This is a genomic window from Pseudomonas sp. D2002, from assembly GCF_013385735.1.
Taxonomy (GTDB): Bacteria; Pseudomonadota; Gammaproteobacteria; order Pseudomonadales; family Pseudomonadaceae; genus Aquipseudomonas.
Map to the genome: position 1 here is coordinate 1 of NZ_JACAPL010000001.1, position 15,636 is coordinate 15,636.

The 15,636-nt window shown below is 61.2% G+C and carries 12 protein-coding genes; 5 read left to right on the top strand and 7 right to left on the bottom strand.

Annotated elements, in window-relative coordinates; all coding sequences use genetic code 11:
• Positions 1 to 232: 232 nt before the first annotated feature.
• Both pcsA and HX783_RS00010 read right to left on the bottom strand, forming a co-directional pair.
• Positions 233 to 949: a phosphatidylcholine synthase gene (pcsA, locus tag HX783_RS00005; RefSeq protein WP_177015460.1), complete on the bottom strand. Its 717-nt coding sequence runs from the start codon at positions 947 to 949 to the stop codon at positions 233 to 235.
• 149 nt (positions 950 to 1,098) lie between these two features.
• The gene (locus tag HX783_RS00010; RefSeq protein WP_177015461.1) at positions 1,099 to 2,013 is read right to left on the bottom strand and encodes a class I SAM-dependent methyltransferase; all 915 of its coding nucleotides are present in this window, start codon (positions 2,011 to 2,013) and stop codon (positions 1,099 to 1,101) included.
• Positions 2,014 to 2,204: 191 nt separating this feature from the next.
• On the opposite strand from HX783_RS00010, the gene mdeB reads away from it, so the two are divergent.
• Positions 2,205 to 4,883, top strand: a complete 2,679-nt coding sequence (gene mdeB / locus HX783_RS00015; protein ID WP_177015462.1) for an alpha-ketoglutarate dehydrogenase — start codon at positions 2,205 to 2,207, stop codon at positions 4,881 to 4,883.
• Positions 4,884 to 5,008: 125 nt separating this feature from the next.
• Here the strand turns inward: mdeB and HX783_RS00020 are convergent, their stop codons facing one another.
• On the bottom strand, positions 5,009 to 5,497 hold the full coding sequence (locus HX783_RS00020; RefSeq protein ID WP_159956999.1) for a DUF1289 domain-containing protein: 489 nt from the start codon (positions 5,495 to 5,497) through the stop codon (positions 5,009 to 5,011).
• A 147-nt stretch (positions 5,498 to 5,644) separates the two neighbouring features.
• Entirely contained in the window at positions 5,645 to 6,895 is a 1,251-nt protein-coding gene (locus tag HX783_RS00025) for a ribonucleotide-diphosphate reductase subunit beta (protein WP_005788524.1), read from the bottom strand.
• 325 nt (positions 6,896 to 7,220) lie between these two features.
• Between HX783_RS00025 and fae the strand changes: the two genes are divergently transcribed.
• The 4 genes from fae (at position 7,221) to HX783_RS00045 (ending at position 11,777) form a co-directional block, all read left to right on the top strand.
• Positions 7,221 to 7,733: a formaldehyde-activating enzyme gene (gene fae / locus HX783_RS00030; RefSeq protein WP_177015463.1), complete on the top strand. Its 513-nt coding sequence runs from the start codon at positions 7,221 to 7,223 to the stop codon at positions 7,731 to 7,733.
• Positions 7,734 to 7,743: 10 nt separating this feature from the next.
• A complete protein-coding gene (locus HX783_RS00035) occupies positions 7,744 to 8,778 on the top strand; it encodes an aldo/keto reductase (protein WP_177015464.1) in 1,035 nt (344 codons plus the stop codon).
• Positions 8,775 to 10,208, top strand: a complete 1,434-nt coding sequence (locus tag HX783_RS00040) for an NAD-dependent succinate-semialdehyde dehydrogenase (RefSeq protein WP_177015465.1) — start codon at positions 8,775 to 8,777, stop codon at positions 10,206 to 10,208. Before HX783_RS00035 ends, HX783_RS00040 begins: the two co-directional genes overlap by 4 nt.
• A 192-nt stretch (positions 10,209 to 10,400) precedes the next feature.
• Entirely contained in the window at positions 10,401 to 11,777 is a 1,377-nt protein-coding gene (locus HX783_RS00045; protein WP_177015466.1) for an MFS transporter, read from the top strand.
• Here the strand turns inward: HX783_RS00045 and HX783_RS00050 are convergent.
• The 3 genes from HX783_RS00050 to HX783_RS00060 all read right to left on the bottom strand — a co-directional run bounded on the left by HX783_RS00050 (position 11,724) and on the right by HX783_RS00060 (position 15,635).
• Positions 11,724 to 12,599 (bottom strand): LysR substrate-binding domain-containing protein, encoded by an 876-nt coding sequence (locus HX783_RS00050; protein WP_177015467.1) that lies wholly within the window; start codon positions 12,597 to 12,599, stop codon positions 11,724 to 11,726. The genes HX783_RS00045 and HX783_RS00050 overlap by 54 nt on opposite strands.
• Before the next feature lie 143 nt (positions 12,600 to 12,742).
• Positions 12,743 to 13,912, bottom strand: a complete 1,170-nt coding sequence (locus HX783_RS00055) for a hypothetical protein (RefSeq protein ID WP_177015468.1) — start codon at positions 13,910 to 13,912, stop codon at positions 12,743 to 12,745.
• An 85-nt stretch (positions 13,913 to 13,997) separates the two neighbouring features.
• On the bottom strand, positions 13,998 to 15,635 hold the full coding sequence (locus tag HX783_RS00060) for an ABC transporter ATP-binding protein (protein WP_177015469.1): 1,638 nt from the start codon (positions 15,633 to 15,635) through the stop codon (positions 13,998 to 14,000).
• Position 15,636 lies beyond the last annotated feature (1 nt).

The window sequence follows — 15,636 nt, forward strand, 5'->3', positions numbered from 1 at the left end:
ATGTGGGTGAGTCATACCGGCAAGAGCGTTTTGCTTACTTTTGCGCTGTTCAAAAGTGAGCCGCCGTAAGGGCGGAACCCATATCAGCCCTAACCCAAATAACGGATATGTACCCAGCGGCCCCGCGCCAACCGCAGTACTCAACCCGTAAAAAATATTAGGCTGCGATAGCGGTAGGGCAGGCCCAACGGCTGTCACTGACCCGGCGCCATCGCAGGCAGCCAGCTCCCACCTATTTATGGGTGCCCAACCACTCCAACGCCGTACGCCACACACAAATCCCCAGGAAGTAAGCCGACATCAGCGACCACAACCCGAACGTCCACGGGTTAGTATTCGGATAATCCACCACCATCAAAAAGCTGCACAGCAACCAGATCGTGGTCACGGCGATGTTGATCGGCATAAACCGCTTGACCCGAAACGGGTGCAAAAACTTCATCGGCGTCACGGTCAGCAGCGCCAGGCCAATCACGGTCAGCAAGGTGACCCAGGCTTCCGGCTGGATGATGTACACGCACAGGGCAACCACGTTCCAGGCGGCGGGGAAGCCGACAAAGTAGTTGTCCTTGCTCTTCATGTTCACATTGCAGAAGCAGAACAGCGACGACACCAGAATCACCGAGACGGTGAACAGGTGGGTAAAGTCCGGCAGGTCGATATAGCGGTAGATAAACAGCGCCGGAATAAACACATAGGTCAGGTAATCAATCACCAGGTCCAGCACCGAGCCGTCGAAGCTCGGCAATACCGTGCTGACATTCACCCGTCGCGCCAGCGAACCGTCAACGCCATCGACCACCAGCGCCAGGCCCAGCCATAGCAGACAGGCCTTGGGTGAGTTTTCCAGCAGGGCCAGGGTGGCCAGGAAGGCCAATACCACACCGGTGGCGGTAAAGCCGTGGGCGCCCCAGGCTTTGAGTCTGGCTACATGCAGGGTCGATATCACGGGCGGTTCTCCAAAAGGTGAAACAGGGCAGCCGACGACGTAACGCCGTCGAGTCTGGCCAGGGAATGCAGGTATCGACCGGGAAGGGGAGGATAAGGTTCACCGCCCCGGTGTATGACTTAGCGTAGCAAGCGTAGGACGTTTCAGCATCAACCCTGACGGAACACCAGCGCCTTCAGGCCACTTTGCGGGTCGATATCCGGGAATTCAGGCGGGTTTTGCAGCCGTTCCACAAAGCGCAGGCCCGGTGCTTCGCGGGTGACGCCGTCGATCAGGAAGTCTTCACCGAACGCCGGGTCGTTCATGCACGCCAGCACGGTGCCCTGTGGCGTCAGCAAATCCGGCAGGCGGCGCAGTACGCGTTGGTAGTCTTTGGTCAGCAGGAAACTGCCTTTCTGGAAGGATGGCGGGTCGATGATGACCAAGTCATAAGGGCCGCTGTGAGTGACCTTTGCCCACGACTTGAACAGGTCGTGGCCGAGGAAGGTGACCTTGCCGAGGTCATGGCCATTCAAGCGGTGGTTGTCGCGGCCACGGCTGAGGGCGCCACGGGCCATGTCGAGGTTCACGACGTGGTCGGCGCCGCCTTCGATGGCGGCGACCGAGAAGCCGCAGGTATAGGCAAACAAGTTCAGCACGCGCTGGCCCTGGGCCTGCTCGCGCACCCAGTTGCGGCCGTAGCGCATGTCGAGGAACAGCCCGCTGTTCTGTTTTTTGCCCAGGTCGATCAGGTAACGCAGGCCACCCTCGGTGATGGTCAGCTCGTCCACGGCTTCACCGACCAGCCATTCGGTGGTGCTTTGCGGCAGGTAGCGGTGTTGCAGGGCGACGGTATAAACGCCGAACTGCTGCTTGAGCATATGTTTCAACGCCTCCAACTGCTCGGCGTCGGGCTCTTTGAACAGCGACACCAGCATCACACCTTGCAACCAGTCCACCGTCAGTTGCTCCAGGCCCGGCCAGCAGCGGCCACGGCCGTGGAACAGGCGCCGGGTTTCGGTGGGCGGGGGGGCCAGGGCGGTGAGCAGGTGGGCGTGCAGGGTGGCGAGTACGTCTGGGGTCATCGGTCAGCGTCGGTCATTAAGCGGGCGGCATTTTAAACACAGTTGCAACGTTTCGTGTGGCTTGAGCACAACGTGCTGGGAAAAAGCCAATTGGCAGTGATTCATGCTCAAAATCGACGCGCCTGCGCCGGATAACAGGCAAAAAATCCTCAAGCCCCGACATAAACTGGAAAAAAAGCCCGGAGGTGCCCATGAACGGTTTCGCGAGTGCAGTCAATCACACCGCGTTGGATCAGGTAGAGCAGGACGAGTGGCGCGACGCCCTGGCCTCGCTGGTGGCCAACGCCGGCCCCGAACGCGCACGGCAGATCCTCGACCTGCTGGCCCGCGAAGGCAGCGCCGCGCACATCGACTGGAAACCGCGGCACGGCACGCCTTACATCAACAGCATCAGCGTCGAGCAGCAGCCGGCCTTTCCCGGCGACCTCGCCACCGAAGAACGCCTGGCCTCGCTGGTGCGCTGGAATGCCTTGGCCATGGTGGTGCGCGCCAATCAGGCGTATGGCGAGTTGGGTGGCCATATCGCCAGCTACGCCAGTGCGGCGGATTTGTTCGAAGTGGGCTTCAACCACTTTTTTCGCGCCCGCAATGACAACTTTGGCGGTGACCTGGTGTTCTATCAGCCGCATTCCGCGCCGGGTATTTATGCGCGCGCCTATCTGGAAGGCCGCCTGACTGAAAACGACCTGGCGCACTACCGCCAGGAAATCGGCGGGCCAAAAAACGGCGCCCGTGGGCTCTCCAGCTACCCGCACCCGTGGCTGATGCCGGACTTCTGGCAGTTCCCCACCGGCTCCATGGGCATCGGCCCGATCAGTTCGATATTCCAGGCACGCTTCATGCGCTACCTGCAACATCGCGGCTTGCTCGATACCACCGACCGCCACGTCTGGGGCGTCTTCGGCGACGGCGAAATGGACGAACCGGAAAGCATGTCGGCCCTGACCCTGGCCGCCCGCGAAGGCCTGGACAACCTGACCTGGGTGGTCAACTGCAACCTGCAACGCCTCGACGGCCCGGTGCGCGGCAATGGGCGGATCATCGACGAACTCGAGGCGTTGTTCGCCGGCGCCGGCTGGAACGTGATCAAACTGGTGTGGGGCTCGGATTGGGATGGGTTGCTCGCCAAAGACACTGACGGCGCGCTGGTGAACACCCTGTCGCAGACCGTCGACGGGCAATTCCAGACCTTTGCCGCCAAGGACGGCGCCTATAACCGCGAACATTTCTTCGGTCAAAGCGCGTCACTCGCCAAACTGGTCGAGGGCATGAGTGACGAACAGATCGACCGCCTCAAGCGCGGCGGCCATGACATGGTCAAGATCCACGCCGCCTACCACGCCGCACGCCGCGTCAAAGGCCAGCCGACGGTGATCCTGGCCCAGACCAAAAAGGGTTTCGGCATGGGCGAAGCCGGGCAGGGCAAGATGACCACCCATCAGCAAAAGAAGCTGGATCGCGACGCGCTGATCGCCTTTCGCAATCGCTTCCAGCTGCCGCTGTCGGACGCGCAGACCGAAGCGCTCAGCTTCTTCAAACCCGCCGATGACAGCCTTGAACTGCGCTATTTGCACCAACGCCGCAACGCGCTCGGCGGCTATGTGCCGAGCCGCAGCCAGGCCGCGGCGCCAGTCGCTGTGCCGCCGGTGACGGGCTACGCCGGTTTCGCCACGGCGGCCGACGGCAAGGAAATGTCGACCACCATGGCCTTCGTGCGCATGCTCACCAACCTGCTCAAGGACAAAGCCCTCGGCCCGCGCATTGTGCCGATCGTGGCGGATGAGGCGCGTACCTTCGGCATGGCCAACCTGTTCAAGCAGATCGGCATTTATTCCAGCGTCGGCCAGCGTTACGAGCCGGAAGACATCGGCTCGATCCTCAGCTACCGCGAAGCCACCGACGGGCAGATTCTCGAAGAGGGCATCAGCGAAGCCAGCGCCATCAGCTCGTGGGTGGCGGCGGCGACCAGCTACTCGGTGCATGGCCTGCGCATGTTGCCGTTCTACATCTATTACTCGATGTTCGGTTTCCAGCGCGTCGGCGACCTGATCTGGGCCGCCGCCGACCAACGCGCCCGTGGCTTCCTGCTCGGTGCCACGGCCGGGCGCACCACCCTGGGCGGCGAAGGCTTGCAGCACCAGGACGGCAGCAGCCACCTCAGCGCCGCCACCGTGCCCAATTGCCGCGCCTACGACCCGGCGTTTGCCGGCGAGTTTGCGGTGATCCTCGACCACGGCATGCGCCAGATGCTCGAACACGACGTGGACGAGTTCTACTACGTGACCCTCATGAACGAAAACTACCCGCAGCCAAGCCTGCCGCAAGGCGTGGAAGCAGCGATCATCAAAGGCATGTACCGCCTGCAGGGCGCGGCTGACGCCAAGGTGCGCCTGTTGGGTTCCGGCACGCTATTGCGCGAAGCCCAGGCGGCGGCACAGTTACTGGCTGAGGATTGGCACGTGGCGAGCGAGGTGTTCAGCGTCACCAGTTTCAGCGAGCTGGCGCGGGATGCGCGGGAGGTGGAACGCTGGAATCGCCTGCACCCGCAGGGCGCCAAGCGCGTCAGCCATGTGAATGACTGTTTGCCCAAAGGCGCGCCGGTGATTGCCGTGTCCGACTATGTGCGCGCAGTGCCGCAGATGATCGCGTCGTATCTGGACTCGCGCTACACGGTGCTCGGTACTGACGGGTTTGGTCGCAGTGATACACGGGCGGCGTTGCGTGATTTCTTCGAGGTGGACCGCCACCACCTGGTGCTGGCGGCGCTGACGGCGTTGGTGGAGCAGGGGAGTTTGGCGCCGCAGGTGTGTGAGCAGGCGATTGAGCGGTATGGCTTGCAGACCGAGCGCGAAGCTTCCTGGGCCTCCTGACTGACGCAAATCCAAATGTGGGAGCGGGCTTGCTCGCGAAAGCGGTGGATCAGTTACAGATGTATTGACTGACACGCCGCTTTCGCGAGCAAGCCCGCTCCCACATTTCAGTTTTGTAGTGTCTGTTAAAACGTGGCAATCAGGGCAGGCCCGAACGCCTCCTTCAGAAACCCCGGCGCGATGTAGCGCTCGTAGTGCGCCTCGGAAAGCAGGAAAAACTCCCGATCAATCGCATCACGCAAATCCGCAAGGCTGCGCTCACGAAACTCCGGCAACAACGCCAAGCCATACGCATCCAGCCTGGAAATCACCCGCGCGCCCCGCGCAATCAGCTGGTACGCCCAGCAATACGGCGATTGGTGCGGCATAAAGCGAATCTTGCGGTCTTCCAACTGCTGGCGCAGGCGTTGTGGGTCGAACACTTCCAGCTTGCTGGCCATCACCTGCACCAGCAACTGCTCCAGGCGCAGCCACACGGCCTGTTTCTCGTCAGCGTTGTAGCCATTCCACTGAATCACTTCATGGTGATAACGCTTGCAGCCCCGACAGACCAGGTCGCCGTAAACGGTGGAGCACAGGCCGACGCAGGGCGTTTTGATGGTTTGATTGGGCATAAAGGTATGTTTGCAAAATGCGTGGAACACCGATAACCAATGTGGGAGCGGGCTTGCTCGCGAATGCGGTGAATCAGTCAATGCATCTGTGACTGACACTGCTCATTCGCGAGCAAGCCCGCTCCCACATTTGGTTTGTGTTGTTGATCAGTCCCAGCTCAGTGCGCCGCCTGTTTGATACTCGATCACGCGAGTCTCAAAGAAATTCTTCTCTTTCTTCAAGTCCATAATCTCGCTCATCCAAGGGAACGGGTTGGTCGTCCCCGGATACTCTTCCTTCAACCCAATCTGCGACAAACGACGATTCGCGATGAACTTCAGATAATCCTCCATCATCGCCGCATTCATGCCCAACACCCCACGCGGCATGGTGTCACGTGCGTACTCGATCTCCAGCTGAGTCCCTTGCAGGATCATCTGGGTCGCTTCTTCCTTCATCTCGGCATCCCACAAATGCGGGTTTTCGATTTTGATCTGGTTGATCACATCGATACCGAAGTTCAGGTGCATCGACTCGTCGCGCAGGATGTACTGGAACTGCTCCGCCACGCCGGTCATTTTGTTGCGACGGCCCATGGACAGGATCTGGGTGAAGCCGCAATAGAAGAAGATGCCTTCCAGCACGCAGTAGTAGGCGACCAGGTTGCGCAGCAACTCTTTATCAGTCTCGACGGTGCCGGTTTCGAACTTCGGATCGGAGATCGAACGGGTGTACTTCAAGCCCCAGGCAGCCTTTTTGGCGACCGATGGAATCTCGTGGTACATGTTGAAGATCTCGCCTTCATCCATGGCCAGCGATTCGATGCAGTACTGGTAGGCGTGGGTGTGGATCGCTTCTTCGAAGGCCTGGCGCAGGATGTACTGGCGGCATTCCGGGTTGGTGATCAGGCGGTACACGGCCAGCACCAGGTTGTTGGCAACCAGGGAGTCGGCGGTGGAGAAGAAGCCGAGGTTGCGCATGACGATGCGGCGTTCGTCGTCGGTCAGGCCTTCGGGGTTTTTCCACAGCGCGATGTCGGCGGTCATGTTGACCTCTTGCGGCATCCAGTGGTTGGCGCAGCCGTCGAGGTACTTTTGCCAGGCCCAGTCGTACTTGAAAGGCACGAGTTGGTTGAGGTCGGCGCGGCAGTTGATCATGCGTTTTTCGTCAACGGCGACGCGGGCGGCGGAGCCTTCCAGCTCGGCGAGGCCTTCGGCGACGTCGAGTTTGTCGAGGGCGGCCTTGGCGCGGATGATCGCGGCGGAGTCGTTGGCCGTCACGTTGCGCGCTTCCAGCGCGGCAGCGGCGCCGGCACCGTCGAGGCGGTCCATGTTGGCTTCGCTGGCATGCCCGGCGTTGGCGCCCTTGATCACCGCTGCACCGGTGTCTTCGTTGTCGACTTCATCCCAACTCAGCATTGAAATACTCCTTCCTGGTCTGTTCTGACGGTGTGTGAACCCGTCCAAAAATATGCGGTTTGCAGGCTACTAGGCATTGAAATATTGCGCGTAGTGTGGTCGGTAAATACCGATACTGCACACTATGTAGTGGTCTGTTCTGTTTGTGGGCACACTATATGGTGTGTAACAAAGTAGGTCAACGACACAAAACGGCATCGATCGTCGCAGGGGCCATGAGCAAAACTCACACCCCTATGACTTTTAATGGTTACGGCCGCTGCCAGCTCCAGTGCTAAAAAATCGCCAACAAGCTCCCCTCATAACAACAACGAGCGTTTGCGAAATGAACCCACTTGATCTGTACATCGGCGAGGGCTTCGAAGGCCCAGGCGTCAATGCTGCCCACATCAACATCCTCATCGGCCCACGCAACGGGCCGGCCGGCCAGGCGTTTGCCAACAGCCTTGCGTCGCCAAGCCAGGGCCATTGCCCGTTCATGGTGATTGCCCAGCCAAACATCCCGGTCAAGCCCATGACCCTCTACGTCAACAAGGCCGCGATTGGCAGCGACTTGCACGGCAATGCCACCTGGGGTGCGTCCCAGGCCGGGATCGCCAAGGCGGTGCTGGAAGCCTTGCTCGACGGCACCTTGCCGCCGGAAGCCGAAGACGAATGGGCCATCGTCACCGCCAACTGGGTCAACCCGGCCTGCGATGACTTGGACGCCGTCTACCTGAACAACTACAACGCCTGCCGCACCGCGATCCGCGCCGCCCTCAATGGCACGCCCTACACCGCGCAACTGGCCGATGTGGTCAACCACATCAGCAACCCTTTCTACACGCCAAAGGCCTGAGGACATCCCCATGCAATACATCCGTTTGGGCAACTCCGGCCTGCAAGTCTCCCGCCTGTGCCTGGGCACCATGAACATGGGCACCCCGGACTGGAAACCGTGGATTTTCGACGAAAAGCAAAGTGAGCCCATCGTCGCCCACGCGCTGGACAACGGCGTCAATTTCATCGACCTGGCCGACTTCTACTCCGCAGGCGTCGGTGAAGAAGTGGTGGGGCGCATCCTCAAGCGCGTCGCACGGCGCGAAGACATTGTGGTCACCACCAAAGTCGGCTACGGCACCCGCAGCGGCATCAATGCCAGCGGCCATTCGCGCAAGCACATCATGGACAGCATCGACGCCTCGCTGAGCCGTCTGGGCATGGATTACGTTGATGTGTTCATGCTGCATTATTTCGACCTGAACACCCCGGTCGAAGAGACCATGGCGGCGATGAACGACATCGTGCGCTCCGGCAAGGCGCGCTACATCGGCGTGTCGACCATGCTCACCGGCCAGTTGGCCAAGATCCTCATGGCGTGCGAGCGCAATGGCTGGGTCAAGCCCATCAATATGCAGCTGCAACTGAACTGCGCGTACCGTGAAGAAGAGCGCGAGATGATCCCGTTCTGCCGCGACCAAGGCCTGGGTGTCTCGGTGTTCAGCCCGCTGGCGCGCGGGTTACTCACCGGCGAAGTGCAGTCGACTCGCAACCAGACCGACTTTTTCACCCAGCAGATGTACAGCGACCAGGCCTCGTTCGATATCGCCCATTCGGTGCAGCGCGTGGCGCGTGCCCGTGGCGTGTCGAATGCGCAGATCGCCCAGGCCTGGGTCGCCAACCACCCTGGCGTCGACGTGATGCTGGTGGGGGCCGACACCACCGCCCAATTTGACAGTGCACTGGCGGCCCTCGACACCCAACTGGATGCCGAAGAACTGTACGAGCTGGAGCGTAATTACACGCCGTGCGATGTGATCAACGACTACACCGCCGGCCGGCGCATCCTGCGCGAGGCCCGCCCGGGCCTGGACCGTTTCAACCTGATTGAGGCCGTGGCATGAACCCGCTGATTCGTACTGGCAATTACATTGATGGCTGCTGGTCCAGCGGCGGCCCGACTTACCCGGTGCTCAACCCGGCCAACGGCGCGTTGATCGTTGACGTGCAGCGCGCCGCGGGCGAAGCCACCCACCTGGCCATCGACGCCGCCAACCGCGCCTTGCCGGCCTGGCGCAAGCTCACGGCGAAGGAACGCAGCCAGCGCCTCAAGCGTTGGAGCGAGCTGATGCTCAGCCACCAGAAAGACCTGGCGCAACTGCTCAGCCTGGAGCAAGGCAAACCCCTGGCCGAAGCCATGGGCGAAGTGGTTTACGCCGCGAGCTTCCTGGAGTGGTTCGGCGAAGAGGCTAAACGTGCGTACGGCGACGTAATTCCCAGCCACAAGGCCGACGCACGCATCATCGTCGTCAAGGAAGCCATCGGCGTGGTGGCGGCGATCACGCCGTGGAACTTCCCCCTGGCGATGGTCACCCGTAAGGTCGGCCCGGCACTGGCGGCGGGTTGCACGATGATCCTCAAACCTTCGGAAGAAACCCCGCTGTCTGCCTTCGCCCTGGCGGTGCTGGCCGAGCAGGCGGGTATTCCAGCCGGTGTGTTCAACATCGTTTCTGGCGATGCGGTGGCCATCGGTGGCGCGCTGCAAGCCTCCAGCGTAGTGCGCAAGCTGTCGTTCACCGGCTCCACCCGCACCGGCAAACTGTTGATGCGCCAGGCGGCCGACACGCTGAAAAAAGTCTCCCTGGAACTCGGCGGCAATGCACCCTTTATCGTGTTCGACGACGCCGACCTGGACGCCGCCGTCAAAGGCGCAATGGCGTCCAAGTTCCGCAATACCGGGCAAACCTGCGTGTGCGTCAACCGCTTCTTTATCCAGGATGGCGTGTATGACGCGTTCACCCGCAAACTGGCTGAGGCGGTCAGCGCGATGCGCGTCGGCAGCGCTTTGGACGGCGACACCGAACAAGGCCCACTGATCAATGCGGCCGCGCTGGCCAAGGTCGAAGCCCATGTCGGCGACGCCTTGGAGAAGGGCGCCAAACTGCTGTGCGGCGGGCGTCGTCATGCGTTGGGCGGGACGTTCTTCGAACCGACCATCCTCACCGAAGCCCATGGCGACATGCTGATTGCCCAGGAAGAAACATTCGGCCCGGTGGCGGCATGCTTTCGTTTCCAAGATGAAGCCGAAGTACTGCAGCGCGCCAATGACACGCCGTTCGGTTTGTCCGCGTACTTCTACAGCCGCGATATCGGCCGCGTGTGGCGCATGGCCGAAGGCCTGGAAGCGGGCATGGTCGGCATCAACGAAGGGATTATCTCCACCGAAGTCGCGCCGTTTGGCGGCATCAAGGAATCGGGCCTGGGCCGTGAAGGCTCCAAGTACGGGCTGGATGATTATCTGGAGATCAAATACTTGTTGATGGGCGGCTTGTAAGCGCGGTCTTCCAATCACTACAGATCCAATGTGGGAGCGGGCTTGCTCGCGAATACGGTGGGTCTGTTACCACATCCATAAACTGACACACCGCTTTCGCGAGCAAGCCCGCTCCCACACAAGCCCGCTCCCACATTCGGATTGGGTTTTGCCCGCTGTTACTCCGTCAAGAACAACAATATGGAGAACACCATGACTGCTCAATCCGTCAAAATCGACGACCTGCCGATCGGCCGCTTTCATCTGAAGATCGCCGGTCTGACCTTTGGTGCGCACTTCACCGACGGCTATATCCTCGGCTTGATCGGTATCGCCTTCACTCTGCTCAGCCCGCAGATGCAACTCGACGCCTTCTGGCAAGGCTTGATTGGTGCTTCGGCGCTGATCGGTTTGTTCCTGGGTAGCCTGTTTTTCGGCTGGATCTGCGACACCCTCGGTCGGCAGAAGATCTTTCTCGTCAGCTTTGTGCTGATTACGGTGGCGTCGGTCATGCAGTTCTATGCTGAAACTGCCATGGGGCTGTTGCTATGCCGAGTGCTGATCGGCATTGGCTTGGGCGGCGACTTCAGCGTCGGCCATGCCATGCTGGCCGAGTTTTCGCCGAAGAAACATCGGGGTGTGCTGCTCGGCTCCTTCAGCGTGGTCTGGACCGTCGGCTACGTGGCCGCAACCTTTGTCGGCACCGCGATGCTCAGCCTCGGTGACGATGCCTGGCGCTGGATGCTCGCATCGTCGGCGATCCCGGCCGGGCTGATTCTGCTCGCGCGCATCGGCACTCCGGAATCACCGCGCTGGCTGGTCAACCGGGGGCGCATCGCCGAAGCCCGTGCCATCGTCAAAAAGCACCTGGGCGTGCATGTGGTGCTGGATGAGGAACCGTCGACGCAAACCCGTTCCGGCTATGGCGTGTTGTTCAGCCGCGAATACCGCAAGCGCACGGCGTTCAACTGCCTGTTCTTCGTATGCATCGTGATGCCGTATTTCGCGATCTACACCTTCCTGCCCTCGATCCTGAAGAAAATGGGCCTGGCCGAAGGTTTTGGCACAGAATTGATGCTCAACGTGCTGCTGATCATCGGCGCCTTGATCGGCATCTGGTGCACGGTGAAGTTCTCGCGCCGTGGGTTTCTGATCAATTCGTTCATCATCCTTGCTGCGGCGCTGTTCCTGTTGGCGGTGCTGCCGGGGAGCATGGCGTGGCTGATGGTGTTGACCTTCGGTGTGTTTACTTTGGTGTTGTCGGCGGTCAGCAACCTGGTCGGGGTATTCCCGGCAGAAAGCTTCCCCACCGAAGTGCGTGCCAGCGGCATTGGCCTGGCAACGGCGGTGAGTCGCCTGGGCTCGGCGATCAGTACGTTTCTTTTGCCAGTGAGTGTGGCCGGGATTGGTTTGAGCCCGACCATGGGCATTCTGGCGGCGATACTGGTAGTGGGCGCGATTATCTCCTGGGCCTGGGCCCCGGAAACCAAGGCGCTGACCTTGAGCCAGGCGTGCAAGGCCCAGGCGCCACCGGTGTCAGGGATTGCTGACCTGGCCCAGCCACTGCGTAAACAAACGAACCTTGGATAAACCCTGTTTGTCACTCGCCACATCCAGCCAATAGCCATAAGGGCCGATCACTTCCACGGGCGTGATCGGCAGCAGGCTGCCATTGGCCAACTCGCGCTCGATCATCTGCCGGTCGATCACGGCTAAGCCACCGCCTGCCAGGGCGGTGTGGATCACCTGGTCCAGGGTGCTGAATTCCAGACCCTGGCCCGCATCGATGTCGTTCCGGCCCATGGCCGCCAGCCAGTTTTCCCAGACCTTCAAGCGCTTGCCGTCATGCAGGATATGCAGCAATGGAAAACGCCGCAGGTCAGGCGGTTGGCCGGCGCTGAACAGCTCCGGGCTGGCGACGGCGATGTGCCGTTCCATCACCAGCAATTGGCTGCTGCAATGCGCCGCCGGTTCCAGGCCGAAACGAATCCTGCAGTCGATTTCCGTCAGGCTGTCGTGGCTGTTCTGGTGGGTGACGCTGAGGTTGATATCCGGGTAACGCTCGCAGAAGCGTCGCAGGTGCGCGGACAGCCAGCGTGTGGCCCACGTCGGCGGCGCGACGATGCGCAGGCGCTGGCGCAGGTTGGGCACACGCACGGCTTGCAGGGCGCGCTCGATATGGTCGAAGGCGTCGCTCAGGTGTGGGGAAAGCGCAAAGCCGGCCTCGGTCAGGGACAGGCCCTGGGGCGTGCGGATGAACAGAGCGATGCCGAGGTAGTCTTCGAGTTGTTTGATCTGGCGGCTGACGGCGCCCTGGGTGACGTTAAGGCCCACGGCGGCCTGGCTGAAGCTGCGGTGGCGAGCGACTTCTTCGAAGATACGCAGCATGTTGAGGGCGGGCAGTTGGCGCATGAAAAGGATTCCACACCGGTTGTTTTTATAGTGTTTTTGGTGGCCTCTTCGCGAGCAAGCCCGCTCCCACATTTGATCGGCGCTGCGGTCAAAATGTGGGAGCGGGCTTGCTCGCGAAGGCGTCAGTGATGACGCCGCCTATTTTAGAAGTAATACCCAATGTTCATATACAGCTGATTCTCCCACTGGTTACTCCCCCCAGCCCCCAGGCTCTCGGTATAGCTGCTCCCGCCAATATACGGATCGTTCTTGCCGATCAACCACTCTGTCGCTACCCACAATTTGCTGACGGAAAATGACGTGCCCAGAATCACCCGTTGCGAGGTCTTGAATTGATCCTCGGATTTATCAAACGCACTGTAGTTGGCATACAGCTTCACGCCGCTGACTTGGTCAAACAGGTATTTTCCGCCCACGTCGTAACTCAAGTCCGCCACATACAAATTGCCCCGGCTGGCCACGTTGAACGTACCGTCATAGCCACCCAGCGTCACCACGCTGTCGGTGCCGGGGTTACGTGGCGACATTTGTTGGCGCGCCGCCTGCAATTGCACGCCCCACGGGCCGTTTTTGCCCAGGTAATGGATCGCCACGGCGTTGCGCCGACCGTCGTTGTTGGTGTCTTTGTTCTCAAGCGTTGAGGTCAAGCCGGACAGCCCGACTTCCGACTTCCAGTTGCCCAGGTCCATGGCTTTGGCCACCCGCACCACCACGGTGTTGCGTTCCTGGTTGTTGCTGCCGTCGCCCACGTAACTGTCGGCTTCGGAAATCACGCTGGAGTAGGTCACGCCCTTGCTGGTGCCTTTGCCTTGCCACGCCGGGCGCAGGTAGTAGCCGGCCTGGATGTTCCAGTCGCCGCTTTGCTGGATGTACTTGGCGCCGACCTGCTGCACGTCTTCCAGGCCGATCACGTTGCCCAGAGTTTCATAGAAGGTGCTGCCAAAATACGGCTGCAAGCCGAACGGCACGGTGTTCAGGCCCACCTGCACTTGCTGGTCGGGGTTGAACTTGTAGCCCACCCACGCAAACTTGGCGAACTGGATATCGCCGTAGTTCTTGGTGTACTGGTACGGGTACGAACGCCCGTAAAAGCGGTACTGGGCCTCACCGGTCCAGGTGTCGGAGTTGTACTTGGCGCTGAGGAACGCGGTGTCGAGGCCGAACTTCTGGATGCCGCGATCCGGGTCATAGTCCCAGCGCGCCCGCACGGCGCCGCCGAGGTCGAGGTTGTCGGTGACCTGGTAGGCCATGGCTGGCGCCGCCAGGGCGCCGAGCACTGGGACCAGGGCGATGTAACGTAGGGTTGGTCGCATGGTTTCGCTCTCATTATTGGTTATTTTTTGGCAACAGCAGCCCGTTGCCGCAGCGAACGCTGCGACGTGGGGAAAATTTTGCAACTCAGTGCGCGGCGGGGCGGATCAGCCTCAGTGGCGGCCCGGCAGCCGGTAATTGCGTGGCGCCCGGCGCCGCCGCGAGCAGCGCCTGGGTGTAGCTGTTTTGTGGGCGCAGCAGCACCTGTTCAGCGGTGCCGTACTCGACGACTTCGCCCTGGCGCATCACCGCGATGTGGTCGCTGATCTGCGCCGCCACGCGCAGGTCGTGGGTGATAAACAGGATGCTCAGGTTCAGTTGCTGTTGCAGCTCGGCGAGCAGTTCGAGTACCTGTTTTTGCACCGACACATCCAACGCCGAGACGCTCTCATCGGCGATCAACACTTCCGGGCGCATGGCCAGGGCGCGGGCGATGCCGATGCGTTGGCGCTGGCCACCGGAAAACTGCCGGGGCTTGCGCTTGAGGGCGTCGCGCTTGAGGCCGACCTGTTCGAGCAAGTCACCGGCCTCGGCCCAGGCGTCCTTTGCCGACAGCCCGCGCAATTGCGCGGCGCGGGCGATGATGTCGCCGACGCGATGGCGTGGGTTGAGCGAACCGTACGGGTCCTGGAAAATCATCTGGATGCGCCGCCGATTGGCCGCCAGGGCTGAGCCGCGCAAGGCGAGGAAGTCAGTATCGCCGACCCACACATGCCCGCTGTCACTCTCCACCAGACGGATTGCAGCCTTGACCAAGGTACTTTTGCCCGAGCCGGACTCGCCGACAATCGCCAGCGTCTTGCCGCGTGGCAGGTTCAGTGACACGTTGCGCAGCGCCGCGACGGAGCTGCCGCCGACGTTGTAGGTTTTGGTCAGGTGTTCGATGCGCAACGCCAACTCACCGTCGGCACTCGGCGTGTGCAGTTCCGGGTGCAGGGCCGGCACTGCGGCGATGAGTTTGCGCGTGTAGGCGTGGGCCGGGGCGTTCAGCACTTGGTCGCGGTCGCCAATCTCCACCAGGCGGCCACCTTCCATCACCGCAATGCGGTCGGCAATCTGTGCCACCACACCGAAGTCATGGGTGATAAACACAATGCCGTGCTGGCCACGCCCGCGCAGGTCGCGCACCAGCTTCAGCACTTGGGCCTGGGTGGTCACGTCCAGCGCCGTGGTGGGTTCGTCGGCGATCAACAAGTCCGGGTTCATCGCCAGGGCCATGGCGATCACCACGCGCTGGCACTGGCCGCCGGAAAGTTGATGGGGAAAGCTGTTGGCGATGCGCGGTGGGTCTGGCAGCTGGGTGGATTCGAGCAGCGCGAGCATGCGTTCGCGGCGCTCGCGTTGGGGCATGTGCGCGGCGTGGATGTCGAAGATTTCTTCGACTTGTTTGCCGATCCGAATCGCCGGGTTCAGTGCCGCCATGGGCTCCTGGAAAATCATGGCGATGCGGTTACCGCGCAATTGCCGCAAGCGTGCTTCATCCAGCGCGCAGATATCGTCACCGAGAAAGTCAATCACCCCACCGGCATGTCGCAGGCCTTTGGCGTAGTCGCCCATGATCGCCGCCGACAGCACGGATTTGCCCGAGCCGGACTCGCCGATCACGCAGAGGATTTCACCCTTGCGCACCTCCAGGCTGATGCCGTGCACGGCATGGCTGCGGTCGGCGCCGGCGGGCAGTTCAACCGACAGGTTTTTTACCCGCAATACGGTTTCAGCGTTCATG

Excerpts from the sequence above, each read along its gene's own strand:
- HX783_RS00010 (WP_177015461.1), bottom strand. The coding sequence starts at position 2,013 with ATGACCCCAGACGTACTCGCCACCCTGCACGCCCACCTGCTCACCGCC.
- mdeB (WP_177015462.1), top strand. The coding sequence starts at position 2,205 with ATGAACGGTTTCGCGAGTGCAGTCAATCACACCGCGTTGGATCAGGTA.
- HX783_RS00020 (WP_159956999.1), bottom strand. The coding sequence starts at position 5,497 with ATGCCCAATCAAACCATCAAAACGCCCTGCGTCGGCCTGTGCTCCACC.
- HX783_RS00025 (WP_005788524.1), bottom strand. The coding sequence starts at position 6,895 with ATGCTGAGTTGGGATGAAGTCGACAACGAAGACACCGGTGCAGCGGTG.
- fae (WP_177015463.1), top strand. The coding sequence starts at position 7,221 with ATGAACCCACTTGATCTGTACATCGGCGAGGGCTTCGAAGGCCCAGGC.
- HX783_RS00035 (WP_177015464.1), top strand. The coding sequence starts at position 7,744 with ATGCAATACATCCGTTTGGGCAACTCCGGCCTGCAAGTCTCCCGCCTG.
- HX783_RS00040 (WP_177015465.1), top strand. The coding sequence starts at position 8,775 with ATGAACCCGCTGATTCGTACTGGCAATTACATTGATGGCTGCTGGTCC.
- HX783_RS00045 (WP_177015466.1), top strand. The coding sequence starts at position 10,401 with ATGACTGCTCAATCCGTCAAAATCGACGACCTGCCGATCGGCCGCTTT.
- HX783_RS00050 (WP_177015467.1), bottom strand. The coding sequence starts at position 12,599 with ATGCGCCAACTGCCCGCCCTCAACATGCTGCGTATCTTCGAAGAAGTC.
- HX783_RS00055 (WP_177015468.1), bottom strand. The coding sequence starts at position 13,912 with ATGCGACCAACCCTACGTTACATCGCCCTGGTCCCAGTGCTCGGCGCC.
- HX783_RS00060 (WP_177015469.1), bottom strand. The coding sequence starts at position 15,635 with ATGAACGCTGAAACCGTATTGCGGGTAAAAAACCTGTCGGTTGAACTG.